A 16876-nucleotide genomic window follows, 5' to 3' on the forward strand; every position below is an offset into this window, starting at 1 on the left:
ACTGAATATAATTCAATAGAATTTAAGTGTTTTCCTTTGAATTCAATAAAAAATCTGGTATTTGTTGAAAATAGAAATGCATATAAATTAGTTATAACTTTTAATAGTGAAGATGGAAAATATGTATTAGATACTATCAAAGGATACAATGAGGAAAATTTAATTAATTTTACCAGAGGACTAAATAATGAATTATAATTCAGATATTTATTAGAAATTGCAGAGGTTTTGAATTTTTTACCTGAGGCTATAAGAAAATGGATAGTGGATTAAATGGAACATTTCAAAAGAGAAAAGAATACTATAAATAAAGAGCCAGAACTTGAAGAAGTCACCGGTATATTGAATTCGGAACTTACTCATAAGTAAAGGCTCTTTTATATTTATCAATAGAAGGTTAAATATAATTAGCTGACTCAAGGAAATTTGCTTGATGTTATTTTTGATACATTCATCATTCTATTTATTGTGAGATAATTTTGATCTTTTTGTATATTTTTTACTATTTGAATGAGAATCTATTTTTTTGCCATGTTCAATGCCTATTTTGGCACCTGCTTCAGAATACATTTTTCTCTTTTCAGCGTTAGATTTAGGCCTATCTTTCATTCTATTTTTATTATTGTCCATATAAGTTCCTCCTGTATAATTATTGAATACAAATATTATTATGATAGTGTTTGCTTAAATTAAATATTTTATAATCAAAGACCCCTCAATTATTAAAAATATCACGTACATATATATGACTATTTATTTAATAAATAGTTCCCCGCTTGAAACCCTGGTTAATTCTGGGGTTTATTTTTTTATGGAGTGAGGAGAAGGTAGGTTATTCACCCTATTCAGATGCACAGCAGTTCGTATTTTCTATTTTTTTAAGAAGCTGTTTGGAGTATTATCAATGGAAAAACGTTCGGATAAAAAATTTCTGAAGCAAATATATGACTTTACAAATGCTTTAATTAGTATATAATTATAAGTAGAGTTTTTGGTTTAAAAGTTAGAGTTGATTTTTAATAAAATTTAATTATGAAGATCTTCAGGGCAGGGTGAAATTCCCGATCGGCGGTATAGTCCGCGAGCGCGCGAGCGCAGGTGTGAGAGCACAGGACTTGGTGAAATTCCAAGACCGACAGTAAAGTCTGGATGGAAGAAGATATATTTTATTTAATCTGAAATGTTTTAATTTCGGAGTCTTTTCTTCGTAAGAAAAGCCCTGTATGAACTTATTGTTTATATAGGGCTTTTTTGTTTTTTATATGAAGGAGGTGCGCTTGTGTTGGAAGATTCAAAATACATGAGGTATGCAATTGATTTAGCAATAAAAGGTGAGGGTTGGGTTAATCCTAATCCGATGGTAGGGGCGGTTATTGTAAAAGAAGATAGAATTATTGGAAAAGGATATCATGAGGCATGTGGTAAACTTCATGCCGAACGGAATGCACTTGCCAGTTGTATTGAATCAGCAAAGGGGGCAACCTTATATGTAACCTTAGAGCCATGTTGTCATTATGGAAGAACTCCTCCTTGTACAGATGCCATTATACAGGCAGGTATTGCAAAAGTAGTTATTGGCTCTAATGATCCGAACCCTAAGGTATCAGGTAAGGGTATTTCAATTTTATGTAAGGCTGGAATTACGGTAAAACAAGGTGTATTGAAAGAGGAATGTGATAAAATGAACACTTCTTTTTTTCACTATATTATTACTGGTATTCCTTATCTTGTCATGAAATATGCCATGACTGCAGATGGAAAGATAGCTACTGTTACGGGTGCTTCTCAGTGGATTACCGGGGAAATGGCCCGCAGACACGTTCAAGGGTTGCGCCATAAATACAGCAGTATTATGGTTGGAATTGGAACGATTCTAAAAGATGATCCCTTACTTACTTGTCGGTTGGAGGATGGAAGAAATCCAATCCGAATTATCTGCGACAGCCATCTGCGTATTCCGCTGGATAGTCAAATTTGTCGTACGGCAATGGAAATACCTACGATTGTAGCAGCTACTGCAACTGATGCAGTTAAAATTTCAAAATTAGAGTCACTTGGTATCAAGGTTTTAAGTGTGCCAGATAAAGGTGGCATGGTAGATTTACCTGTGCTAATGCGAAAACTTGGAAAACTTGAAATAGACAGCATTTTGCTGGAAGGAGGAAGCATTTTAAACTATAGTGCATTAAAAGCTGGTTTGGTTCAAGAAGTATATGCATATATTGCACCTAAATTTTTTGGAGGTGAAGGAGCAAGAACACCAGTAGGAGGGGAAGGTGTTTTATTGCCGGAAAATTGTTTTAAATTTACTGCACCTGAAGTATCTGTTCTCGATGATGACTTGCTGTTGAGATTTAAATTTACAAGGGGGAAGATATAGATTGTTTACTGGAATTGTTGAAGAAGTTGGACAAGTACGTCAAACTATTTTTGATGAAAATTCATCAAAAATTTCTATTTGTGCCCGGACTGTTCTAGAAGATACTAAGGTTGGAGACAGTATTGCTGTAAATGGAGTTTGCCTCACTGTTATTTCTTTAAGTGAGCGGGAATTTACTGCGGATGTTATGCCTGAAACACTGAGGAAAAGTAATCTGGGAAGGTTGCACAGCGGCAGTTTGGTTAATCTTGAGAGGGCTGTACCTGTCAATGGGCGTCTTGGTGGGCACTTTATGTTAGGACATATTGATGGTACTGGTATAATTCATCAAATGAAGAAAGAAAAAAATGCAGTCTGGATCACTGTAAAAGCATCTCAAGAAATAATGGCCTTGATTGTTGAAAAGGGATCCATTGCCGTTGATGGCGTCAGTTTAACGGTAGCTAATGTGGAAAATTGTAGTTTTCAGGTCTCCATTGTTCCCCATACGGGGCAGCAGACAATTTTGTTGAATAAGAGGGGTGGTGATTCTGTAAACTTGGAAAGCGATATAATTGGAAAATATGTAAGAAAGTTTTTAATATTAAAAACTGATGAGCCTTTAAATGGTATTACATTTGATTTTTTACAGCAAAATGGATTTAAAAAGGAGGATAAATTATATGGAATATAACACTATTTCAGAAGCACTGGAAGAACTGCGAGCAGGAAAGATTGTTCTCGTCACAGATGACAAGGACAGGGAGAATGAAGGTGATTTAATTTGTGCTGGTGAATATGCAACCTGTGAAAATGTAAATTTTATGGCTACTTATGCAAAAGGTTTAATCTGCATGCCTATGAGTGAAAAGCTTGGACATAAATTGGGACTGCCGCAAATGGTTGTGGAAAATACAGATAATCATTCTACAGCTTTTACTGTTTCAATTGATCATGCTAGCACGACTACTGGTATTTCAGCTGAGGAACGCTCCATTACAGCTATGAAATGTGTGCAGGAGGATGCAAAGCCTGGGGATTTTCGCAGACCTGGTCACATGTTTCCGCTTATTTCACGTCCTGGCGGGGTGTTGACACGAGGGGGCCATACGGAAGCAACTGTAGATCTAATGAGATTGGCTGGGCTAAAAGAGTGTGGACTTTGTTGTGAAATTATGGCAGATGATGGGAAAATGATGCGTACACCTCAGTTGAAGAAATTTGCGGAAAGGCACCATCTTGTATTTATAACTATTCATGATCTGCAAAATTACTGTCGGCGCCATGATAAACATGTTGTACACATGGCCAGTGCCAAGCTTCCCACCTTATATGGAAATTTTCAAATTCATGGATATGTGAATGACTTAACCGGTGAACATCATGTTGCTTTAGTAAAGGGAGAAATTGGGGATGGTGAAAATCTTTTGTGTAGGGTTCATTCTGAGTGTCTTACAGGAGATGTGTTTGGATCTCTGAGATGTGACTGTGGCCAACAGCTTATTGCTGCGATGAAGCAAATACAAAAGGAAGATAGAGGAATTCTTTTATATATGAGTCAGGAAGGACGTGGCATAGGACTGATTAATAAGCTCAGGGCATATGAATTGCAGGAAAAGGGCAGAGATACTGTACAGGCAAATCTGGAATTGGGATTTGCTCCTGATTTACGTGAATATTGGATAGGGGCACAGATTCTCCAGGATCTGGGAGCAAAAAAAATTCGCCTTCTTACCAATAATCCAAATAAAGTTTATGGACTAGAAGGGTTTGGAGTGAAAATCATGGAGAGAATTCCAATCGAAGTTGAGCCTCAACAGGAAGATATAGATTATCTTAGAACAAAAAAGGAAAAAATGGGTCATATATTTACTTATTTTAATCATTAAAGTTAGGGGGAAATTAAAATGAAAATTATTGAAGGAAAAGTTATTGCAGGGAAAATTCACGTAGGAATAGTAGCTTCTAGATTTAACGAATTTATTGTAAGTAAACTTTTATCAGGTGCAGTGGATGGATTGATTAGGCATGGTGTCTTAGATGAAAATATAATAGCTGCCTGGGTACCCGGTGCATTTGAAATTCCATTGATAGCAGATAAGATGGCTAGTTCTGGAAAATATGATGCCATTATCTGTGTGGGTGCGGTAATCCGTGGTTCTACTTCACACTATGATTATGTATGCAATGAAGTTTCCAAAGGAATTGCAAAGGTTACACTGGAAACTAAAATTCCTGTAATTTTTGGTGTGCTCACTACTGAAAATATAGAACAGGCAATTGAACGGGCTGGATCAAAAGCCGGCAATAAAGGCTATGATTGTGCACTTTCAGCAATAGAAATGGTGAATTTAATTTCTCAAATAGAATAAGTATAACTATTAAAGTGATTTAGTCTGAAATTAAAAAAATGATAAAATCCCATACTGTAAATCTAAATTAATTATAAAAATATGATAAACTTAATAAGGAAAATATGATAAACTTAATAAGAAAAAATATCAATTAAAAGTGTGGGAGGAATACAATAATGAAGATAGAAAATTTAAAAGTATATGACTTAGAAGAAAGTATAAAAGCAAGCAAATATCCTATGTCAGTAGATACTGATAAATGTGATTCTGATATTACAGATACAGTTAAAAAGTTAGCTCATTCACCTAAAGGAGAAGCCCATGATCAATTTTTATCCGGAATAAGAGTTGCCTTTGACTTAACTTTCAGCAATAAAGCATGGGTAGAATTGGAAAGGTATAGATTTATTACTTTTGTCAGCAGTCAAAGTACCATGCATAGAATATCCAAATTTGATTTATCCAAACAGTACAATAAATATGTAGATAAAAGAATAGTTGATATAATGGAAGAATTAAAGGATACATATAATAAGACTCATGATGTAGAAGATTATTTGAGACTTTTGTATTCTAATCCTGCGGGATTTGAACTTACTGCAAGACTTACTACTAATTATAGATGTCTAAAAGGCGTGTATAGTCAGAGAAAGAATCATAAATTACCAGAATGGAGGGAATTCTGCAAATGGATTGAAGAATTACCTTTTTCAAAGGAACTGATAATCTAAGTAGGTGTAAAGCTCAATATTAGATTTCCATATATATTGTCGATGAATAACATTTTTATTCATCGACGAATTTTTAAAAGAACTGATTTTAATTATAATAAATTAAACAAACTTTTTTATCAAAATTGATTTTAAAAGTTGTTTATGCTAAAATAATAATGTTAATATGCGCCAGTAGCTCAGTTGGATAGAGCAGTTGGCTACGAACCAGCGTGCCGGGGGTTCGAATCCTCTCTGGCGCACCAAAGACGTTGATATAAGCGGGTTTCCAGAGCTGGAAATTTGCTTATATTTTTATATATCATATAAAAGTTTTGTAAAGAAAAAACCAGGGAAAAAAGCTCCCTGGAATGAGGAACAAAAATGAAGTTAAATAAAAGTTATGTGAATAGGATATGTAAAAATGAAATTATTATTCTGGTAATTTTAGGAGTAATGTATATGGAGGGAAAGCTAAGTCATCAACGTACCAGCGTGCTGAGATTTTAATCCTCTTTAGCATACTAATATCAAGGCTTTTATGGAATTCAGAGAGCCTTTTAATACAATCCGCAAGAATATTATGATATATGTGTTATAATATCAAGTATTGTGTTGAACGTAATATCCAGGGAAATACAGAAGGGGGATGTAAAATGATAGGGGTAATTATTAATACCATGGCTGTTATCATAGGCAGCATTATCGGGATGTTGTTTAAAAAAGGAATTCCTAAAAAGATTATCGACTCGGTTATGATTGGAATAGGTTTATGTACTGTTTATATTGGAATATCGGGAACACTGAAGGGTAAAAACACACTAATACTTGTAATTTCTATTGTTATAGGTACTATTGTAGGAACATGGATGGACATTGATAAAAGAATAACTACTTTTGGTGAGTGGATTGGAAAACGTTTTAAGATTTCTTCTGACAACACGATTTCAGTTGCTGAAGGATTTGTTACATCCAGCCTTTTATTTTGTATAGGTGCAATGACTATTGTAGGTTCACTAAACGCGGGACTTACTGGAGATAATACTATGCTTTTTACAAAATCTGTGCTTGATTTGATATCGTCTGCGATGCTGTCTGTAAGTCTTGGTATTGGTGTATTATTTTCTGCCTCCTTTGTTTTCCTATTCCAGGGTGGTATCGTTTTGTTGGCACAGTTTTTACAACCAATTCTAACTAATGCAGCTATTGGAGAAATTACATGTACAGGCTCTCTAATGATTATAGCACTGGGATTAAATATAATTGGCGTTACTAAAATTAAGGTAGCTAATTATTTACCTGCAATTATTGTAACTCCTATTTTATGTTGGATAGTAACGCTGATGTAAAATAATAAAAACAATATAATTGCAAGAATCAGGTCGGATATTGACGAACGATAGCTAAAGGATATCATACTTATTTGTTGAAATCATAGTAAAAAGGGGTGTGATATATGATAGCATATAGAAGTAATGTTATTGAAGTTAAGGGATTGTGTGAGAACACACTAAAAAAGTTGGAAAATAAAATTAGAGATACTCTTGAAAACGATTTAAAAAGCAAAATAATAATTGACATAAAATATGCACAAACACAATATGAATATACAGCCTTGATTATTTATCATAAAGGATATTGAATATGTTCTTAACAAGTATTTAACAAATACAATATTTTTATATAACAATCTTAGAATATAATAAAATCATAGAAAAAAATAAACTCTTTTCTTTTATCACATATCCTTATGTAAAATAAGTACTCGTGTCCTAGAGTACTTATTTTGCTTTTTATATTTTATCTGAATGTTACTATTTCTAATACTTTCAAATTCTTAAAATAGGAGATAAGTACTGTTAACTATTATATTTTTTAAATCTTATTTCCAATTTTTTCTCCCATTAGAACCTTTGTTTCAAAGCCATTTTTTGTCTGAAAAATTATATCTTTATCAACTGTAATTTTATTTTCTTCGAAAAATAAAATTACAGTTGATCCGCCAAACTTAAAATAACCTTTTTCATCTCCTTTAGAAACATTTTTTCCAGGACAATAAGTTTGTATTATGGAACCTACACAGGTAGCACCTATTTCCACATACAGTATATCTCCAAAACTGTAGGAATGAAAAATGCTCCATTCTCTTTTATTCCTACAAAAAACATTTGAGATATTTTCTAAAGATATTGGATTTACAGAATAGTAATCTCCCTTGATTTTATTAAAAGGTTCACATATACCCCAGTCTACAAAATGAAATCTATGATAATCTGTTGGACATAACCTGAATATTAAACAAGTACCATTTTTGAATTTCATGGAGTCTATACTGTTATTTATTAGGTCAGATAAGCTGTATGTAAATCCCTTGATTTGAACTATTTTATCTAAATCTATATGATCATATGCCATCAATTTTCCATCAGCGGGAGATATTAAAATTCCTTTGTCTATGTTGATATGTCTGGCATTCTTTTTAAGAGGCCGTGAAAAAAAATCATTAAAACATTTGAAATCATTGTAATTAATATCATATTCATCCATGCTTATATTAAAATTCCTTATAAAAGGTTGAATTTTCTTTTTACTGTATTTGGTGTTGCAAAATAGTCCGTATAACTTTGAGAATATCTTTTTTTTCACTATGATTTCTAGAAATTTCATCCCAAGGGGTGAAGAATATATCCATTTTAAATAGATATCTCCTGCTACTTGTTCTATGCTATATTTTTTTGTTTTTCTATCAAAATATTTGATCATTTTTCTATCCTTTAATAAATATTTTTTAAGTTTATGTATTATTTATTTTAGCACTATAACTATTGTTTATAAATCAAATTATAAAAAAACATTGAGTTATTTTAATATGGAAGTTTTCCCCTTTTTAGAGCCTGCCAGATTTAATTATGGATATTATAAGTATAATTCCGATGAGTATGAAGAATATGAAATTTGCAATACCTATCAGAGAAACATTGTATATTTGAGGGCCAATATTAAAATTTAAAATAAGAGAAGAACTTATAATCATAGAACATGTTATTAAAGCAATGGACAACCTGTTTATCATTTTATTTAATTGTTTTATAGAATCGTCAATTTTATCAAATTTTAATTGGATTTTGGTTCTTCCACTCAATATGCAGTTTATCAGATCTACTGTTTTTGTTGGAAGTTTTGAAAGACTCTTTGTAAAGCTATAAGAATTTATAAGTATGTTTTCAATATCCATATGATCAAAATAGTTGAATTTATTAGTGCTTTTTACAAAGGGTACAGCTATGTCCATTATGTCAATTTCAGGCGATATTTCTGTTACTAAGCCTTCAACTACAATTAAACTTTTTACCAGTAATATCAAGCTTTTGGGTAAAACTATATTATTATTTTTTGCACATTTAAAAATTTCTGTAAGTAATGTGGAGATTTTTATGTTTTTAAGAGAAGTAGACAGATAGTTTATTAAAAATAATTCCACATCCTCATATAAGTTATTTCTGTTTATAAGGCCTTTTTTCACACCTATTGATATAATAATAGATACAAGTTTGTCTGTATCTTTATATACTATGGACATGATAGCTTCATTTAGGAGCAATTTAAGTCTTGGTGAAATTGTTCCCATTATTCCAAAATCTAAAAAACATATCTTTTTATTACATATCATTAAGTTTCCAGGGTGTGGATCAGCATGAAAAAAACCGTCAGTGAATACCTGTTTGAAGAAAGATAAAGCCAGTTTCTGTCCCAAATCCTGTAGATTATATTTTCCCTCCTGTAATTTTTTTATATCGTTTATTTTAAATCCATAAATTTTTTCCATAGTAAGTACTTTAATTCCAGATAACTCGTCTATTACATAAGGTACATAGCAAAAATTTATATTTTCATTTAGTTTTTTGAATTTATACATGTTTTTAGCTTCTAGATTAAAATTTAATTCCTGTTCTGTTGAAAAAAGCAATTCATCCAAAGCTTCTTCAGGATCTATAAGACTGTCTTTGAATTTAAGTTTGGTAAGCTTTATAATTTTATACAATATGTATATATCTGTTTTTATCTTTTCTTTTATATTTGGCCTTTGTATTTTTACAATGACATTTTTGCCATTCTTTAAAACTGCATTATATACTTGAGCAATTGAGCCGGATGCCAGAGGAATTTTTTCAAAGCTAAGAAAGCAATCTTCTATATTTTTATTGAATTCATCAAAAAATACATTATTTATATCTTCATATTTTTCGGGAGGTACATCATCTTGGAGTTTTGAGAGTTCTTTAATATATTGCGAAGGTAGTATATCTGATCTTGAGCTTAGTATCTGGCCTATTTTTATGAAAGTAGGTCCCAGTTCTTCAAAAGCTTTTCTGAGATTTTCAGGTGATTTTTCTCTATTGTGATTTTTAGTGTATACTAAAAATTTAAAACCATATTTAGTCAGTACCTTCACTATTTCCCTGAATCTTTTTGAATATGGGCTTTTCATGATATATTTAATGACTAAAGCCTAGGCTTTAGTCATTCCTGATATTTTATTTTCAAGTGCGGTCAATCTCTCATTTATTGATGATATATCCTCTTTGGAAGCAAGATTCATAGAAGCTAATATAGATAATAAATCAGCTTTGTTCATGGGTTTTAGATCCTCCTTTTTAGCCAGAACTGTTTTTTTTAATTCTTCAGATAACTGTTTTCCTTCATCTACTGTTATCTTTCCTTTTTGAACCATTTCCTCAATTAATTTTACTGCTTTTTCGTAAGTATATGCAGCTGAGCCTATTCCGGCCAAAAATAAATTTTTTAATTCATTGATCATATTAAATCCTCCTCACAAATTTTAATTTATTTTATTCAATGGTATTATTGATGACACTCTTATTTTTTATAAAGTGGAGATAATCACTGTTGGCCTTTCTTAAAACAAAGAATTTATAAAAAATCTATAAAAAAAATTGACAATTCTCGTAAATTATAATAGAATATGAAGGTAGTAGCTATATATGCGCTCGTAGCTCAGTAGGATAGAGCAGCGGTTTCCTAAACCGCGTGCCGGAGGTTCGACTCCTCTCGGGCGCACCATCAGGTCTTGTGAATAGGTATTTACGGGGCATTATGTTATAAGAATTATTTCCTATTTTTAATAGTATATCCTTATTCTATATTTATATTTTATTTATTAATATTAATTTATATGTTTATTTGAAATAATAAAATATTTAATTTCTGAAATGTACAGAGGAATGTATATGATTGATTTTATGGAAGAAGCTTTAAAACAGGCCAGGATAGCATTAAAATTAGGTGAAGTTCCGGTAGGAGCTGTCATAGTGAAAAATCAAAAACTGATATCAGAAGCATGTAATTTGAAAGAGACATTAAAAGATGTTACTGCCCATGCAGAAATTATTGCTATTAGAAATGCTTCAAAGGTACTTGATAACTGGAGGTTATCTGGTTGCAGCATGTATGTTACCCTTGAACCGTGTCCTATGTGCGCAGGAGCTATATTACAGTGCAGAATTAGTAGATTGTATATAGGGACTTTTGATACAGAAACAGGGGCTTGTGGTTCGGTAGTTAATATAGTACAAAGCAAATTTTTGAATCACTGGACTCATGTACAGTGGGATTATAATGAACAGTGCAGTGATGTTTTAAAACAGTTTTTTAAAAATAAAAGGTGAAAGAAAATATCAATAAATTATTATGGAAGCGTATCGAAGTGGTCATAACGGGCCTGACTCGAAATCAGGTAGTCCTTAATGGGCTCGTGGGTTCGAATCCCACCGCTTCCGCCACGCATAAACTCCAGCCTGACTGGAAAATAAGCAAACTTGTGTATATGTATTTGGAGGTATAGCTCAGCTGGTTAGAGTGTACGGTTCACATCCGTAAGGTCGAGGGTTCGAGCCCCCCTGTCTCCACCAAAAATTTATTGGAAGAAGTTGGTTGTATTGCAGTCAACTTCTTTTTTATTTGTGAGAGTATCAAATATTTTATAATATAGAACAAAAAATGTTGTCAAAACAAGGTATAAAATGTTATTATAAGAACGTTGAAATATAGAAATAGGTTCTGATTTTTGATATATCTGTAGTGCTATAAAATAAAAATTAAATCTAATAATGTAAAAGGAGAAAAATATGTTTAGTAGTTCAGGAAATCCAACAATGTACATTGGCGGTAAACCCAAGGGAAATTATACTAATATATCAGCAGAATATATGGACAGGCCTATTGATAATAATTCTGCAGATAATAGTCAAAAAAATAATATGAAGCGTATAGAAAAACAGCTAGACTATAAATACAAAAAGGACAAGCACCTCCTTATCTATGAATTGGGAAGATGACTTTGACTTTAATGTGGAATAATATTTTTTAATATGGCATAAATTGAAAAAAGAGAATATAGAATTAAATCTTAAAAAACTATTGAAATTTTATATTTTTAATAGTATAATGATTCTTGTTCTGTGATGATGTTCAAATGTTAATTGAATATGAATTTGTTTCATGAGTAAACCTATGGAGAGATGTCCGAGAGGTTGAAGGAGCACGCCTGGAAAGCGTGTGTAGGGGAAACTCTACCGGGGGTTCGAATCCCCCTCTCTCCGCCATTTTAACTTTGCCGTGCTAGACGGGGAGTTAGCGGTGCCCTGTAGCCTGCAATCCGCTATAGCAGGGTTGAATTCCCAGCTTAGGCTGTAAAATGTGAGGCCTGGCCCATAAAAGTGATGTTGAGGACTTGATCCCACGCAACGGGAACTCATGAACCCCGTCAGATCCGGAAGGAAGCAGCGGTAAGTGAATATTTTCGTGTGCCGTGGATAAATCTGGTTTGAGTTAACTGTATGGGTAACGCTTATAGTTTATTAGACGAAGCTGGGTGCACGGCTTTAATATCAAATTGAATTGAAAAGATACCTTAAGGTATCTTTTTTGTCATGTGTTTTAATAAAGGTTATAATATATATGTAAGAAGGTGATAAAATGTCTTATACCGCACTGTATAGAGAATGGAGGCCTAAGACTTTTTCAGATGTAGTAGGCCAGGATCATATAACAGTTACACTTAAAAATCAAATATTAAACCATAGGGTAGCACATGCATATTTGTTTTCGGGAACAAGGGGCACGGGAAAAACTTCAATGGCCAAAATACTGGCCAAAGCGGTAAATTGTTTGGATTTGAAAAATGGAGAACCTTGTAATCAATGTGAAATGTGTAAAAAGATAAATGAAGGAATTTCTATGGATGTAATAGAAATGGATGCGGCTTCCAAGCGACGTCTGGAAGACATAAAAGACGTAATTGAAAATGTAAAATACCCTCCACAGGAGGGAAAATATAAGGTATATATTATGGATGAAGTCCATATGCTCACTCAGGAAGCGGTAAATGCATTTTTAAAAACCTTAGAAGAACCTCCTTTAAATGTAATCTTTATACTTGCAACCACAGACCCGCAAAAACTTCCAGTTACCATACTGTCAAGATGTCAGGAATTTGATTTTAGAAGAATAAGAAGTTCAGATGTATTCAACAGGCTTAGGTGCATAGTAGATAAACAGGGCTTTTTTGCAGATGATAGAAGTTTGAATTTAATATCTAGAATGTGTGACGGAGCAATGAGAGATGCTCTTAGCATACTGGATCAGGCCATATCCATGGGTGATGGAAAAGTCCAATATAGCAGTGTAGTGGATATGCTGGGCCTGGTTACAAATGAGAATTTATTTAAACTTACAAATAGTATAATAGAGAATGATGTAGAATCATCCATGAGAATAATTGATGATGTGGTTTTAAGTGGAAAGGATATATCCAATTTTATAAAGGATATGATAATTCATTTGAGAGATCTCCTTATGGTTAAAGTCTCGAATAATCCTGAGGATGTGCTGGATATGTCAGAGGAAAATATAAATCTTTTAAAAGAGCAGGCTCAAAAAATACGTGTGGAAGAAATAATGAGAAATATAAGAATACTTCAAGATGCCCAGGAACAGTCTAAGTGGATAAAGCAGAGCAGAATTTATTTGGAACTTGCAGTGATAAAAATGTGTAAAATAGAATATGATACTTCTAAAGAAGTAATACTTGCCAGGTTGAATAGATTAGAACAGGCATTTAAGCAGGGTGAGATCAAGGTATCCTGTGAAAGAATAGTTCCAAAGGCTGTACCCTCTAAAGAGAATATACCGGAAAAATGTGTTCATAGTGGGAAAAAAGATAATCACGATAATCCCAAGCGGGATTTATCAAAAGATTTAAAGCCTGTAAAAGAAGAAAATGTGTACTCAAAGCTCACTTTGGATATGGTGAAAAAAAGTTGGAAAGATATACTTGAATCATTTAAGAGCAGACATCAGATGGTATTATTTGCGGCTCTTACTACCGGCAGGGTGATAAATTGTGAGAGAGGTATAATAACTATAGAATATGAAAAAGATTATGCTTTTCACAAACAGAGATTGGAAAAAGATGAAAACAGAAAAATAGTGGAACGGGTTTTTTCAGAGATATTGAAAGAAAAAGTTGTTATCAACTATGTCATAAAAGATGAAGATCAGAATAACTCCCAATCCAAAGAGCAGTTGTTGAAGGATACTTTTGGAGAAGACATGGTGGAAATACTTGATGAGTAACATATAAAACCGTAGATGGAATTTCGCAGAAATATGATATAATTAAGATTGTATTAGTTAATTTAATTGAGGAGGAAATATATTATGGCAAAAGGCGGATTCCCCAACTTTGGCGGCGGGGGAAATATGAATAATTTAATGAAGCAGGCTCAAAAGTTCCAGAAACAGATGCAGGATATGCAGTCGGAGCTTGAAAATAAAGAATTTAGTGCTACTGTTGGCGGTGGAGCAGTAACTGTAATAGTAAATGGTAAAAAACAGCTGGTTAATATAAAAATTAAACCGGAAGTAGTGGATCCTGATGATGTGGAAATGCTTCAAGATTTAATTTTAACTGCATGTAATGAAGCATTGAAAAATGCAGAAGATGAAACTGCTTCTGAAATGAAAAAATTGACTGGCGGACTTAATATTCCAGGAATGTTTTAAGATTACAAGCCTCATCTTACAGTAGATGGGGCTTTAAATTGAGGTGATATTATGGATTTTTATCCTGTTTCTATTGAAAAGTTAATAGAAGAATTTGCCAAATTGCCGGGAATAGGTTATAAAACGGCACAAAGGCTTACAATTCATGTATTAAATTTACCGGAAAGTGAAGTAAAGGAATTTGCTCAAGCTCTAGTTAAGGCAAGGGGTACTATAAGATATTGTTCTGTTTGTGGAAATTTTACAGAATCTGACCCTTGTCCCATATGCTCAAATCCTAATAGAGATAAAAGCACGATTTGTGTAGTTGAAGAACCTAAAGATATAATGACCATGGAAAAAATAAAAGAATATAATGGAGTTTATCATGTGCTTCATGGTAATATATCTCCTATGGCAGGTAGAGGACCTGATGATATAAAACTTAAGGAACTTATAAGAAGAATAAATGGAGATGTAAAAGAAGTTATAGTTGCTACCAATCCCAATGTGGAAGGTGAGGCTACTGCTATGTATATTTCTAAGATATTGAAACATCTTGGAGTAAAAGTAACTAGAATAGCTCACGGAATTCCAGTAGGGGGTAATCTGGAATATGCAGATGAAATAACTTTGTCTAAAGCATTGGAAGGCAGAGTGGAAATATAATTGTATTTAGCCATTGATAGTCTATGTATATTACTCTTGATTTGTGTCAATTATTAAAATAATAGGTAAAATTAGGAGGTATGCATTTTATGAATAAATATAATATAGCTAAATATTTGATTATGAAAAATTCTAAATATACATTACAGCAGAAGAAACTATTGAATGATATAGAAAAAGCTAGAGAGGAATTGGAGAGGTGCAGAATATATTTTGATTTTGTAAAAGATCCCCACCTGGTGGACTATGCTATATATATGGAAGAAGCTGCGAAGTCAAAATACATGTATCTCTTGAATAAAGTTAAGAAAGATGGATTAAAAGTGAAATATGAAGATGTATTTCCTAATCTAAATAGGAAGTCATCTTGAAAAAACAAATAAATTTGAGCTTATTCTTTGTATTAATATTTTTTTATTGTTAGAATATAATTAAATAGTATTTATGTAATTTTGCAAGTTAAATTATAATAGGGGGGAATAAGCGTTATGTTTGAATATATAGGATATTTTTTAATTGCTATAGTTGGACTTTATATATTGGTAAAGGTGTTTTCATGGCCTTTAAAAATATTATTCAAGCTTATTGTGAATGCTGTACTTGGTGTAATTCTTTTGATTATAGTCAATTTCATAGGGAGATATTTTGGATTTAATATAGGTATTAATGCTATTACTGCGCTTATTGCAGGTTTTTTTGGAATACCTGGAGTAATATTTCTTATCATATTTAAGCTGTTTCTTTAGAACTTATTTTATAGACAATGGCTTATTATCGTCATTTTTTGAAAATCCTCAGATATACAATTTATAAATTTACAAAAATGTAACAGGAATAATTTGTATATTTTGGCAAGCTATCTGTTATTATTAGAAAAGAAGGTATAAGTTTAGTTTTACCGGAGATGATATATTGATATTTGATAAAAAAGTAGTAAGGGCTGAATTTATTAGCAGACCTAACAGATTCCAGGCTTATGTTAATATGAATAATTCCGAATTAATGATTCATGTGCCTAATACGGGAAGATGCAGGGAAATACTTGTACCTGGTACTACAGTGATTTTAAGAGAAGAAAATAGCCCTAAAAGAAAAACCAGATATGATTTGATAGCGGGTTATAAAGGCAGTAGACTTATAAATATAGATTCGCAAATTCCCAATAAGGTTGTAGCAGAAGCTCTAATATGTAAAAAGATAAATTATTTTAAAAAATATACAAAAATAGAAAGAGAAAAAACATTTGGAAACAGTAGATTTGATTTTAAATTGTGTGATGAAGAAGGTAATGAATGCTATCTTGAAGTTAAAGGTGTTACTCTTGAAGAAAATGGAGTTTCCATGTTTCCGGATGCTCCCACAGAAAGAGGAAGAAAACATTTGTTGGAATTGGTGAATGTGAGAAATACAGGATTAGATGCAGCAGTTTTATTTTTGATTCAGATGAAAGAGGTAAAATATTTTACACCCTATGATAAAATGGATAAGGAATTTGGAAAAGCTCTCAGATATGCATGGCAGAACAACGTAAAAATTTTTGCTTATGATTGTAATGTTGGAGAGAATTTTATAACTTTAAAAGATCAAGTGTCAGTAAAATTATGAAACGATTTTTATTTTATTGTGTATTTATAAGTTTTATAATATATATAAGTATTTATTAACTGCATAAAATTTATTCAATTAAAGTTAAGGGGGTGTAGCTGCTTTGTTAGCAGTGT

At 32.3% G+C, this 16876-nt stretch carries 21 protein-coding genes, 5 tRNA genes, 1 other RNA gene and 1 riboswitch; of the genes, 23 read left to right on the forward strand and 4 right to left on the reverse strand.

What is annotated here, in order from left to right; genetic code table 11:
- Nucleotides 1-198: hypothetical protein (locus CLLU_RS18945; RefSeq protein WP_207655986.1), on the forward strand; the 198-nt coding region annotated here is incomplete at its 5' end.
- A gap of 261 nt (nt 199-459) precedes the next feature.
- Here the strand turns inward: CLLU_RS18945 and CLLU_RS10560 are convergent.
- Entirely contained in the window at nt 460-630 is a 171-nt protein-coding gene (locus CLLU_RS10560; protein WP_106009736.1) for a hypothetical protein, read from the reverse strand.
- Nucleotides 631-1034: 404 nt separating this feature from the next.
- A riboswitch (FMN riboswitch) is annotated at nt 1035-1165 on the forward strand.
- A gap of 117 nt (nt 1166-1282) precedes the next feature.
- On the opposite strand from CLLU_RS10560, the gene ribD reads away from it, so the two are divergent.
- The 9 genes from ribD to CLLU_RS10600 all read left to right on the forward strand — a co-directional run bounded on the left by ribD (nt 1283) and on the right by CLLU_RS10600 (nt 7065).
- A complete protein-coding gene (ribD, locus tag CLLU_RS10565) occupies nt 1283-2380 on the forward strand; it encodes a bifunctional diaminohydroxyphosphoribosylaminopyrimidine deaminase/5-amino-6-(5-phosphoribosylamino)uracil reductase RibD (protein ID WP_106009791.1) in 1098 nt (365 codons plus the stop codon).
- 1 nt (nt 2381) lies between these two features.
- Nucleotides 2382-3053, forward strand: coding sequence for a riboflavin synthase (locus tag CLLU_RS10570; protein WP_106009738.1), 672 nt, complete (start codon nt 2382-2384; stop codon nt 3051-3053).
- Complete coding sequence (locus CLLU_RS10575; protein WP_207655987.1) at nt 3043-4248, forward strand: bifunctional 3,4-dihydroxy-2-butanone-4-phosphate synthase/GTP cyclohydrolase II; 1206 nt, start codon at nt 3043-3045, stop codon at nt 4246-4248. The genes CLLU_RS10570 and CLLU_RS10575 overlap by 11 nt, the downstream gene beginning before the upstream one ends.
- An 18-nt stretch (nt 4249-4266) precedes the next feature.
- Nucleotides 4267-4731, forward strand: coding sequence for a 6,7-dimethyl-8-ribityllumazine synthase (gene ribH / locus CLLU_RS10580; RefSeq protein WP_106009740.1), 465 nt, complete (start codon nt 4267-4269; stop codon nt 4729-4731).
- 158 nt (nt 4732-4889) lie between these two features.
- On the forward strand, nt 4890-5444 hold the full coding sequence (locus CLLU_RS10585; protein WP_106009742.1) for a hypothetical protein: 555 nt from the start codon (nt 4890-4892) through the stop codon (nt 5442-5444).
- Between the two features lie 168 nt (nt 5445-5612).
- Nucleotides 5613-5689: transfer RNA gene (locus CLLU_RS10590), tRNA-Arg, on the forward strand.
- Between the two features lie 118 nt (nt 5690-5807).
- On the forward strand, nt 5808-5933 hold the full coding sequence (locus CLLU_RS19330; RefSeq protein WP_273339339.1) for a hypothetical protein: 126 nt from the start codon (nt 5808-5810) through the stop codon (nt 5931-5933).
- Nucleotides 5934-6079: 146 nt separating this feature from the next.
- Nucleotides 6080-6772: a DUF554 domain-containing protein gene (locus tag CLLU_RS10595; protein ID WP_106009743.1), complete on the forward strand. Its 693-nt coding sequence runs from the start codon at nt 6080-6082 to the stop codon at nt 6770-6772.
- Between the two features lie 107 nt (nt 6773-6879).
- Nucleotides 6880-7065, forward strand: a complete 186-nt coding sequence (locus CLLU_RS10600; RefSeq protein ID WP_106009745.1) for a hypothetical protein — start codon at nt 6880-6882, stop codon at nt 7063-7065.
- 233 nt (nt 7066-7298) lie between these two features.
- Here the strand turns inward: CLLU_RS10600 and CLLU_RS10605 are convergent, their stop codons facing one another.
- The 3 genes from CLLU_RS10605 to CLLU_RS10615 all read right to left on the reverse strand — a co-directional run bounded on the left by CLLU_RS10605 (nt 7299) and on the right by CLLU_RS10615 (nt 10242).
- A complete protein-coding gene (locus CLLU_RS10605; protein WP_106009747.1) occupies nt 7299-8186 on the reverse strand; it encodes a phosphatidylserine decarboxylase in 888 nt (295 codons plus the stop codon).
- 124 nt (nt 8187-8310) lie between these two features.
- Nucleotides 8311-9912, reverse strand: a complete 1602-nt coding sequence (locus CLLU_RS10610) for an ABC1 kinase family protein (protein ID WP_106009749.1) — start codon at nt 9910-9912, stop codon at nt 8311-8313.
- 21 nt (nt 9913-9933) lie between these two features.
- Nucleotides 9934-10242, reverse strand: a complete 309-nt coding sequence (locus CLLU_RS10615; RefSeq protein ID WP_106009751.1) for a phasin family protein — start codon at nt 10240-10242, stop codon at nt 9934-9936.
- Nucleotides 10243-10428: 186 nt separating this feature from the next.
- On the opposite strand from CLLU_RS10615, the gene CLLU_RS10620 reads away from it, so the two are divergent.
- The 13 genes from CLLU_RS10620 (at nt 10429) to sfsA (ending at nt 16760) form a co-directional block, all read left to right on the forward strand.
- Nucleotides 10429-10505: transfer RNA gene (locus CLLU_RS10620), tRNA-Arg, on the forward strand.
- 167 nt (nt 10506-10672) lie between these two features.
- Nucleotides 10673-11110, forward strand: a complete 438-nt coding sequence (locus CLLU_RS10625; protein WP_106009753.1) for a nucleoside deaminase — start codon at nt 10673-10675, stop codon at nt 11108-11110.
- A 24-nt stretch (nt 11111-11134) separates the two neighbouring features.
- A tRNA-Ser gene (locus CLLU_RS10630) sits at nt 11135-11224 on the forward strand.
- 52 nt (nt 11225-11276) lie between these two features.
- Nucleotides 11277-11353, forward strand: a tRNA-Val gene (locus CLLU_RS10635).
- Nucleotides 11354-11569: 216 nt separating this feature from the next.
- Nucleotides 11570-11779 carry a hypothetical protein gene (locus CLLU_RS10640; RefSeq protein ID WP_106009755.1) on the forward strand — a complete coding sequence of 70 codons (210 nt, stop codon included), beginning with the start codon at nt 11570-11572 and terminating at the stop codon, nt 11777-11779.
- Nucleotides 11780-11956: 177 nt separating this feature from the next.
- Nucleotides 11957-12046: transfer RNA gene (locus CLLU_RS10645), tRNA-Ser, on the forward strand.
- A gap of 11 nt (nt 12047-12057) precedes the next feature.
- An RNA gene (gene ffs / locus CLLU_RS10650) (signal recognition particle sRNA large type) lies at nt 12058-12323 on the forward strand.
- A 96-nt stretch (nt 12324-12419) separates the two neighbouring features.
- Nucleotides 12420-14078, forward strand: coding sequence for a DNA polymerase III subunit gamma/tau (dnaX, locus tag CLLU_RS10655; protein WP_106009757.1), 1659 nt, complete (start codon nt 12420-12422; stop codon nt 14076-14078).
- A gap of 84 nt (nt 14079-14162) precedes the next feature.
- Nucleotides 14163-14507, forward strand: coding sequence for a YbaB/EbfC family nucleoid-associated protein (locus CLLU_RS10660; RefSeq protein ID WP_106009759.1), 345 nt, complete (start codon nt 14163-14165; stop codon nt 14505-14507).
- 51 nt (nt 14508-14558) lie between these two features.
- The gene (gene recR, locus CLLU_RS10665; RefSeq protein ID WP_106009761.1) at nt 14559-15155 is read left to right on the forward strand and encodes a recombination mediator RecR; all 597 of its coding nucleotides are present in this window, start codon (nt 14559-14561) and stop codon (nt 15153-15155) included.
- Nucleotides 15156-15244: 89 nt separating this feature from the next.
- The gene (locus CLLU_RS10670) at nt 15245-15526 is read left to right on the forward strand and encodes a DUF2508 family protein (RefSeq protein WP_106009763.1); all 282 of its coding nucleotides are present in this window, start codon (nt 15245-15247) and stop codon (nt 15524-15526) included.
- A 117-nt stretch (nt 15527-15643) separates the two neighbouring features.
- Nucleotides 15644-15901: a pro-sigmaK processing inhibitor BofA family protein gene (locus tag CLLU_RS10675; protein ID WP_106009764.1), complete on the forward strand. Its 258-nt coding sequence runs from the start codon at nt 15644-15646 to the stop codon at nt 15899-15901.
- Between the two features lie 166 nt (nt 15902-16067).
- Nucleotides 16068-16760, forward strand: coding sequence for a DNA/RNA nuclease SfsA (gene sfsA / locus CLLU_RS10680; RefSeq protein WP_106009766.1), 693 nt, complete (start codon nt 16068-16070; stop codon nt 16758-16760).
- The last annotated feature ends 116 nt before the right edge of the window (nt 16761-16876 follow it).

The organism is Clostridium luticellarii (genome assembly GCF_002995845.1).
In the GTDB taxonomy this organism is placed as follows: domain Bacteria; phylum Bacillota; class Clostridia; order Clostridiales; family Clostridiaceae; genus Clostridium_B; species Clostridium_B luticellarii.

Bases quoted from the DNA above. Each gene is read 5' to 3' on its own strand.
- CLLU_RS10675 (WP_106009764.1), top strand. From the start codon at position 15,644: ATGTTTGAATATATAGGATATTTTTTAATTGCTATAGTTGGACTTTAT.
- CLLU_RS10660 (WP_106009759.1), top strand. From the start codon at position 14,163: ATGGCAAAAGGCGGATTCCCCAACTTTGGCGGCGGGGGAAATATGAAT.
- CLLU_RS10625 (WP_106009753.1), top strand. From the start codon at position 10,673: ATGATTGATTTTATGGAAGAAGCTTTAAAACAGGCCAGGATAGCATTA.
- CLLU_RS10605 (WP_106009747.1), bottom strand. From the start codon at position 8,186: ATGATCAAATATTTTGATAGAAAAACAAAAAAATATAGCATAGAACAA.
- CLLU_RS19330 (WP_273339339.1), top strand. From the start codon at position 5,808: ATGAAGTTAAATAAAAGTTATGTGAATAGGATATGTAAAAATGAAATT.
- CLLU_RS10640 (WP_106009755.1), top strand. From the start codon at position 11,570: ATGTTTAGTAGTTCAGGAAATCCAACAATGTACATTGGCGGTAAACCC.
- CLLU_RS10615 (WP_106009751.1), bottom strand. From the start codon at position 10,242: ATGATCAATGAATTAAAAAATTTATTTTTGGCCGGAATAGGCTCAGCT.
- CLLU_RS10670 (WP_106009763.1), top strand. From the start codon at position 15,245: ATGAATAAATATAATATAGCTAAATATTTGATTATGAAAAATTCTAAA.
- CLLU_RS10600 (WP_106009745.1), top strand. From the start codon at position 6,880: ATGATAGCATATAGAAGTAATGTTATTGAAGTTAAGGGATTGTGTGAG.
- CLLU_RS10610 (WP_106009749.1), bottom strand. From the start codon at position 9,912: ATGAAAAGCCCATATTCAAAAAGATTCAGGGAAATAGTGAAGGTACTG.
- CLLU_RS10595 (WP_106009743.1), top strand. From the start codon at position 6,080: ATGATAGGGGTAATTATTAATACCATGGCTGTTATCATAGGCAGCATT.
- dnaX (WP_106009757.1), top strand. From the start codon at position 12,420: ATGTCTTATACCGCACTGTATAGAGAATGGAGGCCTAAGACTTTTTCA.
- CLLU_RS10560 (WP_106009736.1), bottom strand. From the start codon at position 630: ATGGACAATAATAAAAATAGAATGAAAGATAGGCCTAAATCTAACGCT.
- recR (WP_106009761.1), top strand. From the start codon at position 14,559: ATGGATTTTTATCCTGTTTCTATTGAAAAGTTAATAGAAGAATTTGCC.
- CLLU_RS10585 (WP_106009742.1), top strand. From the start codon at position 4,890: ATGAAGATAGAAAATTTAAAAGTATATGACTTAGAAGAAAGTATAAAA.
- ribH (WP_106009740.1), top strand. From the start codon at position 4,267: ATGAAAATTATTGAAGGAAAAGTTATTGCAGGGAAAATTCACGTAGGA.
- CLLU_RS10575 (WP_207655987.1), top strand. From the start codon at position 3,043: ATGGAATATAACACTATTTCAGAAGCACTGGAAGAACTGCGAGCAGGA.